Source organism: Segatella copri (assembly GCF_051861805.1).
Classification (GTDB): domain Bacteria; phylum Bacteroidota; class Bacteroidia; order Bacteroidales; family Bacteroidaceae; genus Prevotella; species Prevotella copri_M.
Genome location: NZ_CP146520.1, coordinates 1,419,344 through 1,441,458, shown reverse-complemented (window position 1 = coordinate 1,441,458; position 22,115 = coordinate 1,419,344). Strand labels below are relative to the sequence as shown.

General features: G+C 48.4%; 15 protein-coding genes and 1 pseudogene. 4 read left to right on the top strand and 12 right to left on the bottom strand.

The features are described from left to right. Positions 1 to 41 precede the first annotated feature (41 nt). From dnaA to V8Z93_RS05470, 5 genes and pseudogenes are all read right to left on the bottom strand, one after another. The gene (dnaA, locus tag V8Z93_RS05490; protein WP_439432620.1) at positions 42 to 1,457 is read right to left on the bottom strand and encodes a chromosomal replication initiator protein DnaA; all 1,416 of its coding nucleotides are present in this window, start codon (positions 1,455 to 1,457) and stop codon (positions 42 to 44) included. A gap of 364 nt (positions 1,458 to 1,821) precedes the next feature. Next, complete coding sequence (locus V8Z93_RS05485) at positions 1,822 to 2,721, bottom strand: MlaD family protein (RefSeq protein WP_203041345.1); 900 nt, start codon at positions 2,719 to 2,721, stop codon at positions 1,822 to 1,824. A gap of 24 nt (positions 2,722 to 2,745) precedes the next feature. Beyond that, positions 2,746 to 3,984 carry an N-acetylmuramoyl-L-alanine amidase family protein gene (locus V8Z93_RS05480; protein WP_439432829.1) on the bottom strand — a complete coding sequence of 413 codons (1,239 nt, stop codon included), beginning with the start codon at positions 3,982 to 3,984 and terminating at the stop codon, positions 2,746 to 2,748. A gap of 56 nt (positions 3,985 to 4,040) precedes the next feature. Continuing rightward, positions 4,041 to 4,415 (bottom strand): dihydroneopterin aldolase, encoded by a 375-nt coding sequence (gene folB / locus V8Z93_RS05475; RefSeq protein ID WP_203041343.1) that lies wholly within the window; start codon positions 4,413 to 4,415, stop codon positions 4,041 to 4,043. An 82-nt stretch (positions 4,416 to 4,497) separates the two neighbouring features. Beyond that, positions 4,498 to 4,938: pseudogene (locus tag V8Z93_RS05470) on the bottom strand (adenosylcobalamin-dependent ribonucleoside-diphosphate reductase); the annotation flags it as partial. A 354-nt stretch (positions 4,939 to 5,292) separates the two neighbouring features. Between V8Z93_RS05470 and V8Z93_RS05465 the strand changes: the two are divergent. Continuing rightward, the gene (locus V8Z93_RS05465) at positions 5,293 to 6,033 is read left to right on the top strand and encodes a nitroreductase family protein (protein ID WP_439432619.1); all 741 of its coding nucleotides are present in this window, start codon (positions 5,293 to 5,295) and stop codon (positions 6,031 to 6,033) included. A gap of 38 nt (positions 6,034 to 6,071) precedes the next feature. Here the strand turns inward: V8Z93_RS05465 and V8Z93_RS05460 are convergent, their stop codons facing one another. The 7 genes from V8Z93_RS05460 to V8Z93_RS05430 form a co-directional block, all read right to left on the bottom strand. Beyond that, positions 6,072 to 9,575: a glycosyl hydrolase 2 galactose-binding domain-containing protein gene (locus V8Z93_RS05460; protein ID WP_439432618.1), complete on the bottom strand. Its 3,504-nt coding sequence runs from the start codon at positions 9,573 to 9,575 to the stop codon at positions 6,072 to 6,074. A gap of 272 nt (positions 9,576 to 9,847) precedes the next feature. Next, the gene (locus V8Z93_RS05455; protein ID WP_203050046.1) at positions 9,848 to 11,311 is read right to left on the bottom strand and encodes an MFS transporter; all 1,464 of its coding nucleotides are present in this window, start codon (positions 11,309 to 11,311) and stop codon (positions 9,848 to 9,850) included. A gap of 23 nt (positions 11,312 to 11,334) precedes the next feature. Beyond that, positions 11,335 to 12,300 (bottom strand): 5-dehydro-4-deoxy-D-glucuronate isomerase, encoded by a 966-nt coding sequence (gene kduI / locus V8Z93_RS05450; RefSeq protein ID WP_203041339.1) that lies wholly within the window; start codon positions 12,298 to 12,300, stop codon positions 11,335 to 11,337. A 28-nt stretch (positions 12,301 to 12,328) separates the two neighbouring features. Continuing rightward, a complete protein-coding gene (locus tag V8Z93_RS05445; RefSeq protein WP_217762627.1) occupies positions 12,329 to 13,693 on the bottom strand; it encodes a PTS galactitol transporter subunit IIC in 1,365 nt (454 codons plus the stop codon). 206 nt (positions 13,694 to 13,899) lie between these two features. Beyond that, entirely contained in the window at positions 13,900 to 16,377 is a 2,478-nt protein-coding gene (locus tag V8Z93_RS05440; RefSeq protein WP_203050049.1) for a bifunctional UDP-N-acetylmuramoyl-tripeptide:D-alanyl-D-alanine ligase/alanine racemase, read from the bottom strand. Between the two features lie 52 nt (positions 16,378 to 16,429). Then, positions 16,430 to 17,218, bottom strand: a complete 789-nt coding sequence (locus tag V8Z93_RS05435) for a GSCFA domain-containing protein (protein WP_439432617.1) — start codon at positions 17,216 to 17,218, stop codon at positions 16,430 to 16,432. Positions 17,219 to 17,232: 14 nt separating this feature from the next. Next, positions 17,233 to 19,740 (bottom strand): YfhO family protein, encoded by a 2,508-nt coding sequence (locus V8Z93_RS05430; RefSeq protein ID WP_439432616.1) that lies wholly within the window; start codon positions 19,738 to 19,740, stop codon positions 17,233 to 17,235. A 270-nt stretch (positions 19,741 to 20,010) separates the two neighbouring features. Here V8Z93_RS05430 and V8Z93_RS05425 point away from each other — a divergent pair, with 270 nt between their 5' ends. Genes V8Z93_RS05425 through V8Z93_RS05415 form a run of 3 tightly spaced genes read left to right on the top strand, consistent with a single transcriptional unit; the run spans position 20,011 to position 21,956 of the window. Then, a complete protein-coding gene (locus V8Z93_RS05425; protein ID WP_203041334.1) occupies positions 20,011 to 20,688 on the top strand; it encodes a porin family protein in 678 nt (225 codons plus the stop codon). A gap of 57 nt (positions 20,689 to 20,745) precedes the next feature. Next, positions 20,746 to 21,444 carry a 5'-methylthioadenosine/adenosylhomocysteine nucleosidase gene (locus V8Z93_RS05420; RefSeq protein WP_439432615.1) on the top strand — a complete coding sequence of 233 codons (699 nt, stop codon included), beginning with the start codon at positions 20,746 to 20,748 and terminating at the stop codon, positions 21,442 to 21,444. A gap of 26 nt (positions 21,445 to 21,470) precedes the next feature. Beyond that, the gene (locus V8Z93_RS05415) at positions 21,471 to 21,956 is read left to right on the top strand and encodes an S-ribosylhomocysteine lyase (protein WP_203041332.1); all 486 of its coding nucleotides are present in this window, start codon (positions 21,471 to 21,473) and stop codon (positions 21,954 to 21,956) included. Positions 21,957 to 22,115: the final 159 nt, after the last annotated feature.

Here is a 22,115-nt window from a genome sequence, read left to right as displayed (position 1 = left end):
CTATGTGATCAGGGCTTCTTTAGAAAAAAAACGCCCTAGAATTACTTCTTTATTTTCAAGCCGCTCTCGATGCTTGCCAGTTCATCGCTGAACTCAGCGTCCACCTTCAAGCGTTCCTCCACCTTTGTAGTACTGTGGATAACGGTGCTATGATCACGATTACCAATCAGTTTGCCCACTCTCGAAGCCGGCATCTTGATAAGTTTCTGTGCCAGATACATCGCCACCTGACGTGCCTCCACATACTCACGCTTGCGACTCTTGCTGTTTACGGCAGCCACCGTCACCTTATAATGAGAGCATACAGCCTCTACCACTTCATCAAGGGTGAGAGTCTTGGTACTCTCCTCTACCTTCACGGCACGCTTTACCACACGTTCAGCCAACTTGATATCGATGCTGCTGTTGTAAACGATGCTATAAGCCAACAGGCCATTGATGGCACCCTGCAAGTCACGAACACTGCCGTTACAGGTCTGGGCGATGTAAGAAACCACATCCTTAGGAATCTTCAAGCCGTCTTTGCGAACCTGACTGCTCACGATATCGACACAAAGTTCCACATTTGGCTTCTCCAACTCAGCTACCAATCCACAAGAGAAACGGGTAATCAGACGATCAGGCATGTCCTTCAACTCCACAGGAGGTCGGTCGCTTGCCAGAATGATTCGCTTACCATTGCGGAAGAGGTGGTTGAAAATATGGAAGAAGGTGTTCAAGGTCTTAGCCTTTCCTGCCCAATCCTGCACATCATCCACAATCAGAATATCGATAGACTGATAGAAGTTGATGAAATCGTTGCTTGCATTATGCAGCACAGCATCCGTATATTGCGTTTGGAAGAGACGGGCACTTACGTAAAGCACTCGTTTCTGAGGATACAACTGCTTGGCTCTCAATCCGATGGCATTCACCAAATGAGTCTTTCCGCTACCAGAAGGACCATAGACAAACATCGGGTTAAACTGCGTAGTGTTCGGATGCTCAGCAATAGACAATCCCACCGATCGAGGCAGCTTGTTGCTGTCTCCCTCTACGTATGTATTAAAGGTGAGCTTTGGGTCAAGCTGGGTATCAATGTCTTCCTGCTGCTGAACATCGGCTGGCATTCCTACCTGATGATTCATCGCATTTCGCGAGGTATCAACATCGTCGCTCGCTTCGGCATCTACTCCCTGCGCCACAGGCTGCTGTTTATCAGCAGCTACCACACGATAGGTGAGACGGATTCCGTCGCCAAAATTTCGATGAAGCACCTTACTTAACAAGCCAACATAATTCTGTTCCAAGTACTCGTATACAAACGGACTTGGAACTTGAACCAATAAAGTCTTAGTCGAAGGTTTATACGACTCGAAGACTATTGGTCTAAACCATGTATTATATTGCTGCTCCGAAACATTATCCTTTATGAACAAAAGACTATTGTCCCAAAGCGCCTTTGGACTTGCTAACATTGACACTTATTACCTAATATTTTAAATTGTTTAATTAACCTATTTTTAAAGATTTTGAAATATCTCCACACCACCTGGATGCGAAATCGGTTGCAAAGTTACGAAAAAAAACGGAGAGTAGCAAATCACCCCATTTATAATATTTTAAGACACACTTACAACCAACTGAGAATCAAGCAACTAAGAAAGTTATCCACAGTTGCGTTTTAGTGACAGTGAAACAATTTTGCAACACCCCGAAATGGCTAAACTACAACAAGTTCGGTTCACATTTCGGGGCGTGAAACATCGTCTTTATTATTTAGACAAAATTAATTTAAGCTGTTTCCTGATTTCCTAGCATTTTAGGACAAAAACGCCCCTTTTACTTGTCTTTCTTGCCGAAGATAGAGAAGTGAACATAACGCTTTGGATGCGCCTTCAGGTCGATGACCAGAGAATCTGCGTGCGACATCGTAGAGGTCAGGTTGTCATAGAGCTTGGTATCGTTCATCAACAAGCCCAGACTACCCTTTCCGCTGTTCAACTGGTCGGTAAACTTCTGCGCACCCTCCAGTGTGGCATTCACTCTGTTGAGTGTGCCCTGCACATCGAGGCTAGCCAGGTTTGCCGTCAGTCGATTGGTATTATCGAGCACACCATTCGCCTTGCCAATCATGCCAGGCACCTGCTTGTTGAGACCAGCCATCAGCGTATTCAACTCTCGGGTAGAAACGGTGAGGTTGTTGGTGATGGTCTCCACGTTGTGAAGCGAAGCTGCCAGGGCAGGATCAGCCAGAAGGGCATTCACGTTTGTGAGGATGGAATCCAACTTAGGCAACATCTTCTCTACCACCGGCACCAGTTCGGCCGCCTTTCCCATCATTCCGGCGTTCACATAGCCAGGAATAATATCACCTGGTTCTATTCTCTGGCGCGGATTGTTGGCAAGCAGAAGGTTCACCTGGAGATTGCCCATGATGTCTTTCTCTATCTCAGCCTTGCTCCCCGCAGGAATTCTCAAATCCTTATTGATGTCGGCCTTCACCTTGATAGGACCATCACCCGAATAGTCGAAATCCACCTTGTCTACCGTTCCCACCTTGTAACCATCGGCATAGATAGGAGTAGAGGCGCCCAGACCCTGGATGTCATCAAACGTCATATAATAGGTGTTGTTGGTGGAAAATAGGTTGATGCCTTTCAGAAAATTGATTCCGAAATACATCACCAAGATACCAACAACAGCTACCAACGCTATCCTAATTTCCTTTGTAAGTTTCATATCTATCTAATTTTGTTCTTTTTATTATCTGTTCCTATTCTGCTTGAATTCTCGGATAGCCTGATTCACATCATACTTCTTCCCATTCTTGAAGGCGATAATGAATGCTTCCGGGAACTTCTCCATCTTTTCCTTGCGCAAGCGATAAATCTCATTATAGTTGGTAGATGCCCCCAAGGTGTATTTCACCAGGTTGCCCTCCTGGAAACTGTCGAATTCCGTCTCACCCTTGAAATGAGCATCGCCCTTTCGGAGATTCCGATTGCCTACGAATATCTGAAGTTTGAACACCGGTGCATCTTTCGGAGCATTTCGCGACTGAGAAGCTACCGTATCAGCCTTTCTGTCAGAATCATCAGTTTTTGATGCTCTCGTTCTCCTTACGGGTTCCTGCTTCTTCACCCTTCTGTTTTCCGCCTCTTCCTTATAAGAATCCGGAACGATTTTCGGCAGGGTGCTTTCCTGTCGATTCGCAGCACGATAAGGCACGGAAACCGACCGGTCGTACTTGTTCTTATACTTGGCGAAAGCCTCGTAGATGCCTTTGGCGATGTCGTCAACCTTGGCATTATCATTCAAGAGCCGCTCCTCATCAGGCGTAGTGATGAAACCCAACTCTATCAAACAGCTCGGCATCGAAGTTTCTCTAAGCACCAGGAATCCAGCCTGATGAACGCCTTTGTCAGGACGGCAACCGCTATCGCACACGCTGCGCTGAATCATTCGAGCCAGATCCACGCTGCGCTCCATATTCTTACCCTGGATGAACTCGAAGATGATGTAACTCTCAGAAGATTTCGGGTCGAAACCTTCGTAAGTCTGCTCAAAGCCCTTCTCCATCGAAATCACCGAGTTCTCTCGCATCGCCACATCCAGATTGTCCTTGGCGCGGTGCATACCCAGCGTATAGGTCTCGAAGCCACGTGCCACCTTGCCTGCCGGAAGCGCATTGGTATGCACAGAGATAAACAGGTCGGCATTGGCACGATTGGCGATATTCGCACGCTCGTGAAGCGGAATAAACACATCCTGCTTTCGGGTATAGATAACACGCACCTCAGGCATGTTCTGTTCCACGTATTTACCGAAGCGCAGAGCCACGGTAAGATTGATATTCTTCTCCATGGAGATGGCACCTCTTGCACCAGCATCATGGCCGCCATGTCCTGGGTCGATAACCAGCGTAAAACGCTTGTTGGCTGCGAACGCCGTCACTACCAGCATACACATCAAAGCCAACAGCAATGTTATTTTCTTACACATCATTCAGATGATTTTGCAAAATTACTACTTTATTATCAGAAAACCTAAATCTACAGTTAAGTTTTATCATTTGTTAATACAACTTCCACCCCAGCGCCGTCACTATCGGCTCCCATCGGCGGATTTATCTTGGTAACAGACAATTGTATTTCCTTGATGGAAGGATAGGCGGCAAAGAGCGAATCGCCGATTCTGCCAGCCACATGCTCAAGAAGCTTGCTAGGCTTCGCCATTTCTCTTTTCAGCAGTTCATACACCTCAGCGTAATTGATGGTGCCGCTGAGTTCATCGGTCTGCATGGCACGGGTGAAATCGTATTCCAGCGACAGATTGACGAGATAATCGTTGCCCACCGTATTCTCTTGCTCCAGCACTCCATGATAGGCATGGAAGCGAATATTCTTAAGAAAGATCTTACTGCTCTTCACCATCGCCAGCATTTTCTAGAGAGTTATTTTCTTCAACACCGTTCCTTTCATCAACAACGTTCTTCTCCTCTCCATTCTCTTCGTTGAGATACTTCTTAAGGGCTCTCTCCACTCCCACACGCCAGGTGTTGAGGGTTTCAGAGGTAAGCTGAAGCTGATCAACCAGTTTGATGACGTTGGCGATAGGCATGCGATAGCGCAGCACGCCGGAAATCAGCTTGGCATAGTTCCAATACTCCGGATTGAACTTCTCGCTCAATCCCTCGACGGTAATCTTATAGCCACGCTTGTTGACAAACTGGAAGTCGTATCGTTTCTGTCCCTCTCCGGTCACAGTCTTGATAATCTTTCCCTTGGTCACGGATTTCGGGAGCATGATGCCTTCGTCTTCATCCTGCAAACCGGTAAATATCTCGTATGGATGCCCGTTGAGCAATCCCACCAGGGCAACCCATTTTTCTTTATTATTCTGGTATCTCACCACATCACACTCCAATTCCTTAGGGCGCACTTCCACCACCTCCGGGTCGCAGAGGGTACCATGCGTCTCATTAGAGATCATTTTAGCCAAAGGTAGATGGAGTTTTTCCCAATCGGTGGTTTCTCCATCAAAATGCTCGTGAAGAGTAGCCAAACCGGCCTTCATCTCCGCCAGAAAAGCCTGGCTAGCTTCTTCGAAGCTCATATCTTCAGTATATTTCATATCAAACGTTTAATAATTAGCTGCAAAATTAAAACAATATTTCTAAAATATGAAACGTTTGGGCAGATATTTCTTCAAAAATTCGCTGATTGAACGATAATTAACCAAAAATTACTATAGAAGACGGCCGTTTTCGGAAAACTTTCAGTATCTTTGCATTAAAAAAGGAAAAAAGATATGGAATCAATCAAGAACAGAACCTCTATCCGCAAATATGCCGACAAAGAGGTAACAGATGAACTTTTGAACCAGTTGCTCGAAGAGGCGATGCGCACCCCTACCATGGGCAACCTGCAGCTCTACAGCGTGGTGGTAACCCGAAGCGAAGAAGGCAAGAAAGCCCTGGCTCCTGCCCACTTCAACCAGCCGATGGTAACAGGCGCTCCTGTGGTGCTCACCATCTGCGCCGACTATCGCCGCACCACCCTCTGGGCGGAAAACCGCAATGGTACTCCGGGATACGACAACATCCTCTCGTTCATGAATGCGGCTACCGACGCCCTGCTCTTCACCCAGACATTCACCAACCTGGCAGAAGAGGCTGGTTTGGGAACCTGCTTCCTGGGCACCACGGTCTACATGCCAAAGATGATCATCGACACCCTGAAGTTGCCGAAACTCGTGATGCCAGTTGCTACACTCACCGTAGGATGGCCAGCCGAACAGCCTGCCCAGACCGACCGCCTGCCATTGCGCAGCATCATCCACAACGAGCATTTCGAGGATTACAACCCAGAAAAGATAGATGATTTCTACGCCGAGAAGGAATCGCTGGAAGAGAATAAGGAGTTTGTACGCATCAACAACGTAGAAACCCTCGCCCAGGTATTCACCGACATCCGATATACCAAGAAGGATTGCGAAGCCATGAGCATCGGTTTTCTCGATGCCCTCAAGCAACAGGGATTCCTCAAGTAAACAAAAAAGCGCATCAGAATTCTGATGCGCTTTTTTGTTTACTTGTTAAAACCGGTAATCTCCACGTATGGAGCCTGACCTCTGCCATCCTCATTGCGATAAGATACCTTAATCTTCTTGCACTCATTCGGCATCAGACTGAAGTAGTTGTCGCTGTAGATAACAGGCAGAATCTGCTCGCCATCACCACCCTTCAGGTTCAAACGGATCAAGAGAGCTGGCACATTGCCCGTGTTGCGGATTTCAACCTCGCCAATCCACTCTTCACCCTGCTGAACAAAGCGCTTGCCACTGATGGCAACCGTTGCCTTTGGCAGTTTAGAGAGTGCCTGGAGATTGTCCTCCTCCTTACCCATCACGTAAAAGTTGTCAGATACCACCTGGTTGTTCTGCTGAAGCGTCAACTTGATGTAATAAACAGTCTCATCCGGCTCGCTTACGCTTACCGCATCAAGAGTCTGGTCTTCATCCACATTCACTTCCTGGCTATCCTCCTTAATCAGTTTTCCGTACATATCGAAAATCTGAGCCTTAGCCACCAGACCGTTCTTGGCACCACCGGCAAAGTTAACCACCTCGGCAACCTTCTTCACTGGATTATACTGGATATGCAATGGCTCGCAAGCCTTCTTCACACCAAAGTAAGCGGCGGTTGGCTCGAAGTAATAATCGTAGGTACACCAAACCATGCTTGGCCAGCAGGCATGACTCATCCAGATGAGCAAACCGAGACGGTCTTGCTGAGAAGACTCGTACATCGCACGGTAACCATCATAGTTCAGCCACTGTGCCCACTTGGTAAACTGCTCTGCACTCTGAGGCTTGCCATATCGCTTTTCCATGATGTTGTTGAAAGATTCACCTCCCTGGGCACCCTTCAATGTATAATCATGCTGTCCCCAGGCATCGTTTTGTGGCCACAGATGCTCCGGTTCCATCATTCTGCTCAGCGATTCGAAGGTAGGAACATTAGGCATACCACGCTCCGAATGCAGCTTATGGCTCTGGTTAGCGAAGTAGAAAGATGGTGACTTCATCTGGTAAGGACCATGGCCGCTCACACCCAGGTCGGCGGAGCTAGGAATATAGCCCAACTGTGGATGAATCGCCTTCACCTGCTCTCTCAGCACCTTATCAATGGATGCAGGAGGGAAGCCCTCATTTCTGCCGCAATAGATGCCGATACATGCATGACTACGGATACGGGAGATGTAATCGGCAGAGTTCTCGAGGAACATCTTGTCGTCATCAGGGTCTGGTCCGTCCCATGGGTTCGCCAGCCAGAAGTCCTGCCATATCATGATACCATGCTTATCGCATGCCTCGTAAAGTTCCTCATCGCCAATCTGTCCTACCCAGTCGCGAATCATATTGTAGTTCATCTCCTTATGGTAACGAACGGCTGCATCATATTCACGTCCGCGATAGTTGAGGTTGGTCTCCGAGAAGCCCCAGTTACCGCCCAGCGGATTCAGTCGCTTGCCATTGATGTAAATCTTGGTCTGGGTCTCCAGGTCGGTATAGCTCATCTGGCGGATACCAGCCTTATAGGTCAGCTCAGAAAGCATCTCGCCAGATACCTTGTCAGATACCTTGAATCCGGCATCATATAAATAAGGTGAACCATAGCCGTTAGGCCACCAGAGATTCATGCGCTGGTTCTTGAGCTGTGGATAATCAGCAGGCGCAAAAGCCACCTCACGCTTTTCGTTTGGCTGCAGACTTACTTCCTTCTCAAACTTGATTTTCCCTATATAACCCGTCAGTTTCACGGTCTTTGCCACAGCGTCCGCATTCTGCAGGAACACAGATGGTGTCATCGTTGCCAGGGTATCAGGCAAGTTCAGGGTGGATGTAACCACTGGGTCTGAAATACTTACACCATTGTCATGAGTAAGATACACATCATTCCAGATACCGATTTCACGACCTGGGGTATTGGTAATCCAGTCCCATCCGATAGATGCGTGGAAGGTAGGGTTATCAGCACCCAACTCACCACCATTCAAATCGGTGTTCTGAAGATTTTTCTGCTTCACTACGCCGAAGTGGGCATTCTTGATAACATGCACCTCCAACTTGTTGGCACCTGGTTTCAACTTATTCGTCACATCGATGCGGGAACGGATAAATGCACCATCGATACGTCCTATCTTCTGACCATTCAGAAGGATATCTGCCTTCCAGTTGATACCATCGAAGTTAAGATAGGTATGCTGGTTCCTGTTGGCAGAAGGCTGATGGTTGATGGTGGTACGATACCAGAAATCAGAATTGAAGAACGACTCGGAAATCTGTCGCATATTATCATCGTAGCGGTTATCAGGCACTGCCCCGATATTCATATAGCTGGTAAGCACAGTTCCAGGAACGGTAGCCTGAATCCAAGCATTGCTTCCCTCGCGGCGCAGCTGCCACTGGTTGAGCATCTGCTTGCCGTTTTTTGAAGCCAGCGTATTGGCTGCCTCGGCATGCAAACCGCCCTTACCCATCACCTGCATCTCAGACAAGGCGAATCGGCCGGAAGCATCTGGTTCAATCAACTGCAGTCTCACATATCTGCCATGACCCTTGCAAGCCACCTTCTCTACCAGTCCCTTCTGTTTCTGATGTCCCAGAGTAGCAATATCGCTCCAGTTCTTGGCATCATTGGATACCTGAATCTTTCCGTGGCGAGCCTTGTTCACCCAGAAGAGATTCACCTGGTCGAAGTCGGCCTCTGTACCCAAATCTACATAGAGCCACTGCGCTTTGGCATCCTGCTTATGGGTCAAGCCGGATTTCCAGACACTTGAAAAGTGCATGGATGGACGCCATGAAGTGGTGTTATCGATGAGTTTGATACGCCACCATGCCGCACCCTTCATCTTCATTTCGATGCGAACATGCTCATAGTTGCCCTGCTTCTTCAAAGGAATGTTAACATTCAGTTTTCTAAGCGGCAGGCGCACCACGTCCTGGAATTTATTAGGGTCGGAGCTCACCTGCTGCTTGGTAGCCTCACCAGGAAGTCCGGCGCCTTTCTCCTCGCCGAGCACCTCCCATTTGGTACCATTATGCGAACCCAAAACACGAATCACATAACCTTCGGAAGCCTTTTCCTTGTAGTAAGCCAGCTCACCGGTGAACTTCAGATTCTTGAGGTTCACCTTCATGGCATCCCAATTGAACTCCACGAAAGCATCTTCACCTTTAATATATTGGCTTGTCACCGTATTGCCGTCAATCATCTTCTCCTTGTCACGGTTAGACAGCTCTCCCTCATTGGTTTTCACGCACAAGAACGAAGGAGCCTTACTGGTGATGATTCCATCGGTTACGAGATGTCCCGTAAGATTGAAATCAGCGTTGGATGAAGTATATACCATTCGGTTCAAGGCGATGTTCCTATAGGTTTGATCCTTCACCATTTTAGGAGCCGTAAACTGCGATGGGCGTCCCGGATACTGTCCGATGCCCCTAGTCTCGGTCAGATTATCAGCAAACGTCAAGCCTAGACTTTGGCTGAGTAAAGCTAAAAACATAACTGCTTGTTTCTTCATTTTTGTTTATTGAATAATTGATCTTACTAAGTTTTTGTGCAAAGTTACAAAAAAAATAGATACCTCGCTATATTTTAAACTAATTTATTTATTCTTGTAGATTTTAAGGGCAGGAAAAGGGGTATCAGATTAATAAGAAAAAGCGCATCGGCAACTTTTATAAGTCCGATGCGCTTTTATATTTGATATACGAATCAACAGTCAACGATAAACAGAGTGTTAACTATAAACTGTTAACTATAAACTATTAATTGTTAACTGTTAACTATAAACTACTCCACAACAATAGGCTTGTACTTTGGTACCAATGCTTTCATGATGCACCAGCCTACGAGGTAAGCCACACTACAGATGCAGAATACAATCATGTAGGCTCCTGGCTTGCCATCGAAGCCCATGAAGGTGAAGGCTGAACCCTGACCCTCAGCGTAGGTGAAGAGCATACCGGAACCCTTGTTGATCAGGAAAGAACCGATACCACCTGCCATCGCACCAATACCTGTGATGGTAGCAACGGTTGACTTAGGGAACATATCACCAATAGTAGAATAAAGGTTAGCAGACCATGCCTGATGACCTGCACCAAGCAAACCGATGATGATAGCTGGCCACCATGCACTGTACTCACCCATAGGCTGAGCAATCAAACCGAGCAATGGGAAGCAAGCGAAAATCAACATCGCACGCATTCTACCGATATATGGATTCATACCCTTCTTATCTACAAAGTAAGTTGGCAAGTAACCACCACCAATACTCAATACGGTTACAATCGCATAGAGAGTAAAGATGAGAGCAATACCCATACCAGAATCTGAAGAATAACCATACTGATCTGAGAAGTAAGCAGGAGCCCAGAAAAGGAAGAACCACCATACACCATCAGTCATCAACTTACCCACGATGAACGACCAGGTCTGGCGATAGCTGAAGCACTTCAGGAAGCCGATGGTCTTCTCCTCAGTTGCCTCTGCGTTCTGATTCTCAGCCTCAACCTTGTCAAGGTCTTCATCCTGCTCAATGTAAGTAAGCTCAGCCTTGTTTACATGCTTGCTCTGAGAAGGCTTCTCATAAAGCCACATCCAGAGACCCATCCATACATAACCGAGCACACCGATGATGATGAAAGCCCACTCCCAGCCCATGCTGCGAGCCAACAATGGAATGGTGGCTGGAGCTGCCAAAGCACCTACAGAGGCACCACTGTTGAAGATGGCAGTAGAGAACGCACGGTCTTTCTTTGGGAAATACTCGGCTGTTACCTTGATGGCTGCAGGGAAGTTACCAGCCTCACCCACTGCAAGAATCAAACGGCAAGAGAGGAACAACCATACGCTGATGGTGGCGATAGCTACGGCTGCATCACTACCAGCCTGTACCATGCGGAGTGCCTCGATAGAGTCATAACCCTCCATCTGCATAGCTACCCAACCGCAACCTGCATGCATCACGGCACCTGTTGACCATACGAAGATGGCAATGAGATAACCCTTCTTGGTTCCCATCCAATCCACAAACTTACCTGCAAAGAGGTTGGCGATGGCATAGAAGATGGAGAAAAGACCGGTAATCGTACCGTAGTCGTCATCAGTCCAGTGGAATTCTGGAGCGATGAAGTCTTTCCATGTTAACGACAGAACCTGACGGTCCATATAATTCACTGTGGTCGCAATGAAGAGCAACGCACAAATCACCCAACGGAAGTTGGACATTTTACTAGTTGAAATAGAGCTCATTTGCTAAGTTTTTAAGCGTTTTGTTATTCTAATGTAGGAATCTTCACTACCTGCATATCGTTATAGATAAGGTTTTCACCTGCCATACCCCAGATAAAGGTATAGTTGCTGGTGCCGGCAGCGCAGTGGATTGACCACTCTGGAGCAATCACGGCCTGCTCGTTGTTCAGCCAGATAGGACGGGTCTCCTGTGGCTCACCCATTACGTGAAGAATCTTCTGACCCTCTGGTACATTGTAATAAAGGTATGTCTCCATGCGGCGGAGGTGAGTATGAGCTGGCATGGTGTTCCATACAGAACCCTCCTTCAACTCGGTGACACCCATCTGCAACTGGCAGGTGCGAACACCAGCCACACCATCGATAATCAACTGATGAATCACGCGGTCGTTGCTCTCCTTCAAGCTACCAGCCTTGATGTTGTTGGCATCCTTCAGAGTCACCTTCTTGGTAGGATAAGTCTGATGAGCGCAGGCACTGTTCATATAGAACTTAGCTGGCTTGGCTGCATCCTTGCTGCTTACCTCGATGTTCTTAGCACCACGACCTACATAGAGGGCCTCCTGGAAACCAAGGGTATATTTCTTGCCATCCACGTTAACAGTACCCTCGCCACCGATGTTGATGATACCCAACTCACGGTTGTCAAGCAGGTTCTTCTGATCGTTTGGCTTGTCTGTATAGAGAGGAGCGATTGAAGTCAGCTTCAAAGGAGCGGTTGTTGGCTCTGCACCACCGATGAGGAAACGGTCGAACATGGTGTAGGTCCAGTTTACCTCACCAGGAGCGAACACCTTCTCGATAGCGAACTCGCTGCGGAGGCGATCTGTTGTGTAATGCTTGGCATCCATAGGGTTGCTAGCATAACGAACGTTGTAGTTGGTGTAGGCATTCTCAGCCTTCACCTCGTATCCACACTTACCACACTGGCCAAAAGCCTGACTTGCTGTTAATACCATTGCTGCTAATATTAATGTTAATTTTTTCATTACTTTTTTATTTTACTTTTTTACCTTTTTACTTTTTTACCATTCTCTCTTCCTTCACGATGCGCTGGCGGTTGATAACCATCAGGGCGATGGTGATGATGGTGAGCACGCCCATACCGATGTAAGAGAGCTTCACGCCACGATAGATAACCCATCCAAAGAGAGAGGAGGCGAAATCGAGGGCACCACCAGCGAAACCGTCAGGGATATGAGCAGCATTATCGCCTGTAGCTGCATAAACCTGGTTGGCTGCCATCGTAAAGTCGGGAGCCATATCGGTTACGAAATAGAGACCGATAATTAGGGCTACCAAACCGATGATCAGGGTCTTCACCACATTACCCTTGGTAAATGGCAAAATCATTGGGAAGAGGTAGAACATACCTGCCAATGATGCCAATGGCAAGAACTGGTTGCCTGGCAGGAATACGGCGATGGCAAGAATAACCGGAATCAGGATGACCGATACTACCAAGGTAGTAGGATGACCAATCACCAGGGCTGGACTCATACCGATATGCACCTTCTTGCCGTTGAACTTGGTCTTCACCAATTCCTGGGTCTTCTCAGAGATAGGCTTCAAACCGTCAATAAACAGAGAAGTGATACGAGGAATCAGCTCCATCACGGCTCCCATGGTCACACCGAGGAAGAGAATCTTCTTGATGTCGAGCTGTGCTGCCCAACCAATCAAGGCTCCCACGATAACACCCAGAACCAATGGCTCACCCAGCACGCCAAACTTCTTCTTCAATCCCTCTGCATCGATATCGAGCTTAGAGAAACCAGGAATCATATCCATTGCCTTGTTGAAGAGGATGGCGAATGGCATGAAGCTCTGGCAGAATGGCTGCGGAATGGAGATACCATCCAAGTCGTAGTACTTCTGGAACTTCTCTGCGGTCAAATCTGCACATACCAATGTAATGATGTAGCAGACGATGGCTGCAAAGTAACCCCAAAGCAGACTCTCACCCATCACGAAGTAAGCCACGGCTCCGATAAAGGCGAAATGCCAGTAGTTCCAAAGGTCGATGTTCACCGTACGGGTGGTCTTGGTTATCAACATCAGGAAGTTGACTCCCAAGCAGATTGGGATAATCAAGGCACCCACCGCTGTGTTATAAGCCACGGCAGCGGCTGCAGGCCAACCCATGTCAAACACGTTCAACTGTAGGTGATAGATGTCTGAGATTGCCTTCAAAGGGTCATTGAAGTTGGTTGTCAGCAAAGCCGTCACCACACCCAAGCCCACGAAACCCACACCTACGAAGAGTCCCGATTTCAAAGCCTTTCCGAATTTCATGCCGATACACAAGCCGATGACCGTGAAGATGATTGGCATCATCACGCTCGCTCCCAAGCTTATGATATAGCTAAATACCTGTTCCATTATTACTTTTGAATTGTTAATTAGTTAAGGAAATACATGCAAGTGTACCCCTTCACTTGTTTTTAGATGATTTGTTGGTTGCAAAGATACACTTTTTTCTTCAATTTTAATACGTTTTCTTAGAAAATATTACTTAAAAAAAATCCCATCCGAGCTTTTCGGACGGGATTTCCCTATTTTTATACGTTTTTCTAACGATTTTTATCCTAATCTTGATAGTAAACTCGCTTCACTCGGCTGCTGATGGTGGTCAGCACTTCGTAAGGAATGGTGTCAAGAATATCGCTCAGCGTCTGAACTGGCAGATGTTCGCCGAAGATTTCTACGGAGTCGCCTTCCTTGCAGTTGATGTCGGTTACATCTATCATGGCTACATCCATGCAGATGTTGCCCACATACTCTGCCTTCTGTCCGTTGACCAGACAGTAGGCATGGCGATTGCCCAGATGGCGGTTCAAGCCGTCGGCATAACCGATAGGAATGGCGGCGATGACGCTGTCTCTGTCGAGGATGGTCTTGCGGCTGTAGCCCACGCTATCCCCAGCCTTGATGTTGTGCATCTGCAGGATGGTGGTCTTCAGGGTGCTCACGCAGTTGATGGTCTCGTTGTTGCGTGAGTTGATGCCGTAAAGTCCCAGACCCAGGCGGCACATATCCAACTGGCGCTCCGGGAAATGCTCAATACCTGCCGAATTACAGATATGGCGCAGAATCTTATGGTCGAAAGCTGCCTGCAACTGCTTGCTGCCCTTGTCGAACAGTTCAAACTGATGGGCTGAGAAATCATCGAAGCAATCGGCATCACTGCCCACGAAATGAGAGAACACCGAACGAGGGATGATGGCATTCTGATGCTTCAACTTGCCTATCAGTTCCTCCATATCGTTCTCTGGGTCGAAGCCCAGACGATGCATACCTGTATCCAGCTTGATGTGGACAGGGAATCCGGTGACTCCCTCCTTCTCGGCTGCCTTGATCAGTGCATCGAGCAGACGGAAGGAATATACCTCAGGCTCTAGGTCGTAATCAAACATGGTCTTGAAGGCGGTCATCTCAGGGTTCATGATCATGATGTTGCTGGTGATGCCGTTCTTGCGAAGGGTAACACCCTCATCGGCCACTGCCACGGCAAGATAATCCACACGGTGGTCCTGCAGGGTCTTGGCTATCTCCACGGCTCCTGCTCCATAACCGTCTGCCTTGATCATGCAGACCAGTTTGGTTTCCGGCTTCATAAACGCACGGTAGTAGTTCAGATTGGCTACCACGGCATTCAGGTTCACTTCGAGCGTGGTTTCGTGTACCTTCTGAACCAGCAACTCCGTCAACTGGTCGAAACCAAACTGGCGGGCGCCCTTCAGCAGGATTACCTCGTCACGAAGCGATGCAAACACCTCGCTCTTGATAAACTCCTCCACGTCCTGGAAGAAGAACTTTTCTGAAATCTGAATGGCATCATGCTGCTGGCAGAGTTCTGGTCCGATACCGATGAACTTCACCACGCCACGCTTGCGAGCCAGGTCGCTTACTTCCTTATAGAGAGCCTCAGGCGACAGACCGCTCTGATAGATGTCGCTCAATATCAGCGTATGGCGACGGCCACGGTGGTCAGGACGGCGGTTCATGAAGTCGAGGGCGATGTCGAGCGAATTGATATCGCTGTTGTAGCTGTCGTTGATAAGGGTGCAGCCATGCTGTCCCACCTTCACTTCCAGTCTCATCGCCACAGGTTCCAGTTTTGCCATGCGCTTGTCGATATCCTCGGCAGAAACACCGAGCTTCGAAGCCACCACGGCACTGATGATGGAGTTCTGGATAGATGCATCATCGATGAATGGGATGGAGAAGCTGTCAATCTCTCCTTTATAGATATAAGTGATGACGCTCACGTTCTGCTGCTTCTCGATGTTCTTCACATAGAAAGGAGCCTCAGGGTTCTTGAGCGACCAGAAAAGTTTTTCTCCCTTATAATCTGGATATTCAGCCACCACCTTGGTAATCAGTTCGTCATCGCCATCGTAAACCACGGTCTCTGCATCATGGAAGAGGATAAGCTTTTCTCTGCACTTCTCCTCCAGGGAAGAGAAGTTCTCCTGATGGGCAGAACCCACATTGGTGAGTACGGCGATGGTAGGCTGGATGATGTCACGCAGGGCAAGCATCTCGCCCGGCTGACTGATACCAGCCTCGAACACGCCCACCTGGGTCTGCTCGTTCATGAGCCAGACCGACAATGGCACACCTATCTGCGAATTGTAACTGCGTGGACTGCGGGTAACGAACATGCTCGGTGAGAGCAGCTGATAAAGCCACTCCTTGACCATGGTCTTGCCATTAGAACCCGTAATACCCACGATAGGGATGTTGAATTCATCACGATGACGTTCTGCCAGGCGCTGGAGAGCCTCCAGCGTGTTGACAACCTTCAGGAAGTTGGCTCCCGGATAATCAGAAGCATACCCCTTAGGGACATCAGTCACCACAAAGTTCTTGACTCCACGACGATACAACTCCGGAATGTAGTTGTGACCGTCATTACGCTCAGACTTGAGCGCAAAGAACAGAGTTTCCTCTGGGAAACAAAGTGAACGACTATCGGTCAGGATAAAACCGATGCTGGTATCATTGTCTCCATAGCGACGCGCACCTATCAGTGTGGTTACCTTTTCAATAGTATATGTCATTGTCTTTATACTTTAATGTTTCTATTATCAATAAGAGAAAATCATCTTTATTTTATAGAAGATGATACTTCTCCTCAAATTGTCTTTTCTTCTCTTCCGTCCGGACGATGAACTTCTGATGTTCCTCGCTTTCGGGGTGGAAGGGCTTGTGGCCGAGTGCTTCCCGGATGGGTCTCCAGTCTTCCAGAAACTGTTCTGCGGCTTTGCCGAAATAGGTGGAACGGAACTTTTCCCAGATATACTCCACAGCCTGCTGGCTCGGATGCAGCATGTCTTCCTGATAGAAGCGATAATCACGAAGTTCATCGTTCATGATTTCGTAAGCAGGGAAATAACTCACCACTCCCGGATTCGCCTTCACCAGTTTATCTGCTGCCAACTGGAGCGTTGCCTTCGAAAGCTGGCTCCCGTGGTAGCCGTATTTGGCGTAGCGGATGGGACTGACGGTTATAATCACCTTTTCAGCTTTCAGCAAATCAACGGCCTTCTGCAGATACCCGGCACATTCCTCCACGCTCAATTCCCTTTCCTCGAAAAGGCGCTGCGGACGCTTTTGGCAGTTATCCACAATCTCGCCCGTTTCCTTCAGAATATACACGTGGTTCGTACCCAGCGTAAACACAGCCACACGAGGCTGAACCTCCAGGCTCTTCTCCACGGTATGGAGAATGCTTGCCGGATTATACATCACCCCGAAGGGATTCACCGTGGCACGGAAGCGGTTTTCCACAAACCTGCGACCCAGATTGTCGGCAAAGCAACTGCCCACAAAGAGCATTTGCTCTGCCGGTTGTATCTCGAAGTCGGCCTTCGGAATCTCTATTTCAGTTCGAAACAGCATCTTCTGGCTCCCTTCTATTCCTTCACTTCCTGTGAAGCCTTCTTGCGTCTCTTCACTTTCACTCCTATACCTATTATAATAAGGAGTACGAGAACGCCGTAACCGATGTAAGCGATGGTCTCGGTGTTCTTCAGCGACTGAGGATGGAAGTCGAGCACCACCTTGTGGCTGCCTGCCTTCACGTTCAGGGCACGCAGAATGTAATCCACTCTGCCCAGTTCCACAGACTCTCCATCCACCGTAGCCGTCCAGCCAGGATAGTAAATCTCAGAGAAGACGATGACACCACCCTTGCTTGACTTCACCTCGTAAGTCAGGTTGTTTGGCTTATACTGAATCATCTTCACCACCGAAGTATCATCCTGCTTTACGCTCTGATCCAATTGCTCCTTGAACTTGGCATCAGCCACAGCCACATGGCGGAGGTTCACCTTGCCCACGCCCTCGATTTCCTCGTTGGCATTGTTCACATACTTCACCTCATCCACAAACCAGGCATTGCCGTAAGCGTATGGATTCTGCACCGGAACAGTCTGACCGCCCTGCAGAGGCATGATGAAATATTTGGTGTTCAGCATGTTCAACACAGGGAAGATGCTGTCGCCGTTCACTTTGGTCATGTCGCCGCCGGCAGCAGCCACAGCCTGCATGGTCTTCTGCATCTCCGGAGCGATATGCGCATCAATCATCTCCTGATAACGGCGCAGCTTGGCAGCATGATAACCGCCGATGCTCTTATGATAGTAAGAGGTCTCGTTCTCATTGAAGGTATTCGATGCCAGATTGAGCACACGATAGTCGAGCGACTTGTCACGACAGATAATCTTGTCGGTCTCCGTCATCTGCTGAGGTGCATCACGCTCAATCTTATCTACAAACATATCATCGTAGAGATAGCGCTTGTTCACCATCCACATATCCACCAGACAGAGCACGGCGATACCGGCAATCATGAACTCGGCGCCCAGCTTCTTCATCTTGTAAAGCATCAGGAAGCCGAAGCCGATGAGGATAATCCAGAACGAACGCCAGCAGTCGGATGTAAAGATGCCCTTACGGATTTCGATGAGGTTGCTCATCAGCGGACCCTGATATTCGGCAGGCAACTGCTGCAGTGCCTGGGTCTCCTGCACGGAGATGAAATCAGGGAAGAATACGCCTGGCATCAGGGCGAAAAGCAGGCAGAAACCTGCCGTCAGACCCAAGCTGGCATATACATATTTTATCTTGGTGGTCAGCACCTCAGGCTCATCCACCAGTTTCTTCAGCGCCATCATCGCCAGCAGCGGAATGGTAAACTCGGCTATCACGAGGATGGATGCCACCGTTCGGAACTTGGCATACATCGGGATATAATCCAGGAAGAAATTGGTAAACGGCATGAAGTTTCTACCCCAAGAGAGCAGGATGCTCAGGATGGTGGCAGCCAGCAAAGCCCACTTCATCGGACCCTTTACGATAAAGAGACCCAGGATGAAGAGCATGCAGACGAAGGCGCCCACGTAAACCGGACCGCTCGTGCCAGGCTGGTTACCCCAGTACTGACCCAACTGCTGATAAATCTGCACAAAGTTAGGATCAGCCTTCTCCATCGCCTTCTCGTTATGAGAAAGAGGCACAGAAGCGCCACCCTTGGCATCAGGAATCATCAGAGTCCAGGTTTCGTCGATGCCGTAACTCCACTGGGTAATATAGTCTCTATCCAATCCGCTACTGGTCTGATTGGCAGCGTTTTTCTTCACCAGTTCACTCTTGCCGCGCATGGTTTCCTGTCCATACTGCCAGGTGTGATAAAGGTTCGTCAGGTTGAGCGAGATACCGATGAGGGCACCCACCACGCACACTGCCGTAGCCTTTCCGAAACGGGCGAGTTCTCCCTTCCTGATGGCATCCACCAGGTAGGCAATCACCATGAAGAGGATGATGAAGAGATAGTAGTAAGTCATCTGCACGTGGTTGGCATTCACCTCGAAAGCCAAGAAGATGGCGGTGAGGAGCAAGCCTTTCAGATACTTACCCCGGTAAGCCAGCACCACGCCCGCAATCATTGGCGGCAGATAGGCAAGTGCCCACACCTTCCAGATATGACCGGCGGCGATGATAATAAAGAAGTAGGATGAGAATGCCCAGATGATACTTCCCAATGCTGCCAGCGACTGTCGGAAATCGAAGGCTCGCAGCATGATATAGAAGCCCAGAAGATAGACAAACACATACCATACATAGTCGGGTAACCACAGATGATAAGCCTTCGTCACCTGGTCGAGCACCTTGGTACTTCCATACGAAGGTGCAATCTGGTAAGTTGGCATACCACCAAACACGGAGTTAGTCCAGCGAGTCGTCTCGCCGGTCTGCTGCTGGAAGAGTTCCTTCTCGTGTCCCAATCCCTTGCTTGCCGCAGAGTCGTGACGGAAGAGGATTCGTCCGTCCATGTCGGCAGGCATAAAGTACACGAAGGAAATCACCGCAAAAACAATCACCACTAGAATATCTAGCAGATACTTCTTCAAAAAATTCATTTTCCTGTATAAACGTTTATAATTTGCTTGCAAAGATAATGAGAAATGAAGAATCTACAAAATAAAAAAAGAAACTTTTTACTTTTTTTATGGCATAAACCGGTTTATGCCCCCAACGGCTTACCCATATAGGGGTTTTCCCCCATTTTTTAGGGATTCCCTCGCAGCAGCTTTCTTAAAATATATTACCTTTGCATTGACAAGACAATATTTCTTCACCCCCATACGTTATAATAGTCAGTAACATTAAAATAAAAGGAACAAAAAAACATGAAAAGAATTGTATTCTTCCTGATGGCAATGCTCATGATAGCACTCCCATCATCAGCACAGAACTATAAGAATAGTCAATACTACAACGAGAAGACGGGTCATCTCGACTACAAGTTCAACAACTATCTGGGCGAAGCCTACCTGGGCGTGCGCCTCGGTCCTGCCTTCACTTACGTTACTTCCGACGATGCCCGCCTGGATGGCGGCAAATGGCAGACCGGTCTCAACGTGGGTGTAGTAGGCGGTTTTGCGCTCAGCGAGTCAACTCCTGTATTCATGGAGACGGGTCTCTACTATATAGAAAAAGGTGGAAAGAAAGACCTGGGCGGAGGCAAGAAGATGACCTACGACCTCAACTACCTGGAGATTCCGGTGCTCGTGAAATACAAGTACGAGGTGGATGATGAGTTCACCGTAGAGCCATTTGCCGGTGGATATTTCGCCATGGGCGTGGGCGGCAAGATCAAGAACTTTGCCGAGCGTGAGGCTCAGAGTTCCTTCAGAAGCAACAACTTCAGAAGATTCGACGGCGGTCTGCGCCTCGGATGCGGCGTGGGCTACGACATGTTCTATGCCGACCTCACCTACGACCTGGGACTTGCCAACATCTGCCACGACGATTTCGACAAGGCAAGAAACAGAGCCCTGATCTTCAACTTTGGCGTAAACTTCTAATTTTTCAAAACGGGAAAGAAATCAGCAGATAACAGATATCAGAATATATCATTAGAAATGAGAATAGGAATTATCGTTGCGATGGACAAGGAGTTCGCGCAACTCAAGACATTATTGACAGAATCGCAGACAGAGCGAAAGAATCAGAAAGACTTCGTCATCGGAAAGATTGGTGCCAACGAAGTGGTGATGCAGCAGTGCGGCATCGGTAAGGTGAACAGTGCCATCGGAGCGGTGGAGATGATTGATAACTATCATCCCGACCTCGTCATCTCTTCAGGCGTTGCCGGAGGTGCCGATATCAACCTCAATGTAACCGAAGTGGTGGTAGCCACCAACTGCGTATACCACGATGCCTACTGCGGCGACGAGTGCGACTACGGTCAGATTCTCGGCATGCCAGCCACCTTCAAGACTCCACAGGAGTATGTGGAAAAGGCACTTGCCATCAACAACCTGCCCGACAACAAGCACCCTAAGATTCATGCCGGACAGATTGTAAGCGGCGAGTGGTTTGTGGATAGCAAGGAGAAGATGCGTTCCATCCTGGAGCACTTCCCTCATGCCATGGCCGTGGATATGGAGAGCTGCTCCATCGCCCAGACCTGCCACATCTACAAGACGCCGTTCATCTCCTTCCGCATCATCAGCGATGTGCCGCTGAAGGACACCAAGGCGCAGATGTACTTCGATTTCTGGGCAAAAATGGCAGAAGGCTCGTTTAATGTCACCAAGGCTTTCCTCGAAAGTCTGTAAACTATAAATTGTAAATTATAAACTATATGAATAAGATTCCAAGTTTCACCATCAATCATAACAAGTTGCTCCGCGGCATCTACGTAAGCCGCAAGGACGAAGTAGGCGGAGAAGTAGTAACCACCTTCGATATCCGCATGAAGGTGCCTAACCAGGAGCCTTGCCTCCACAACGGTGCCATCCATACCATCGAGCACCTGGCTGCCACTTACCTCCGCAACGACGAGGAGTGGAAAGACCGCATCATCTATTGGGGACCGATGGGATGCCTCACCGGCAACTACCTCCTCATCCGTGGCGACCTGCAGAGCAAGGACATCGTGCCGCTGATGCAGCGCACCTTCCAGTTCATCGCCGACTTCGAAGGCGAAATTCCAGGACAGGCTGCCAAGGATTGCGGCAACTATCTGCTCCACGACCTGCCAATGGCCAAGTATGAAGCCAAGAAGTATCTCGAAGAGGTACTCAACTGTATCACAGAACAGAATCTGATTTATCCTACACAGGATTAATCATCCATCGGCTTAGGATATCACCCATATTATCACCAGCGCCCGCAAATGAGAATTTGCGGGCGTTTATGTTTAATTAACCAGAAAAGTTTTGCAGCCATCCATAAAAACTATATCTTTGCAGCTGAAATTTATTATTAACAATCGCCAGTTTTGACA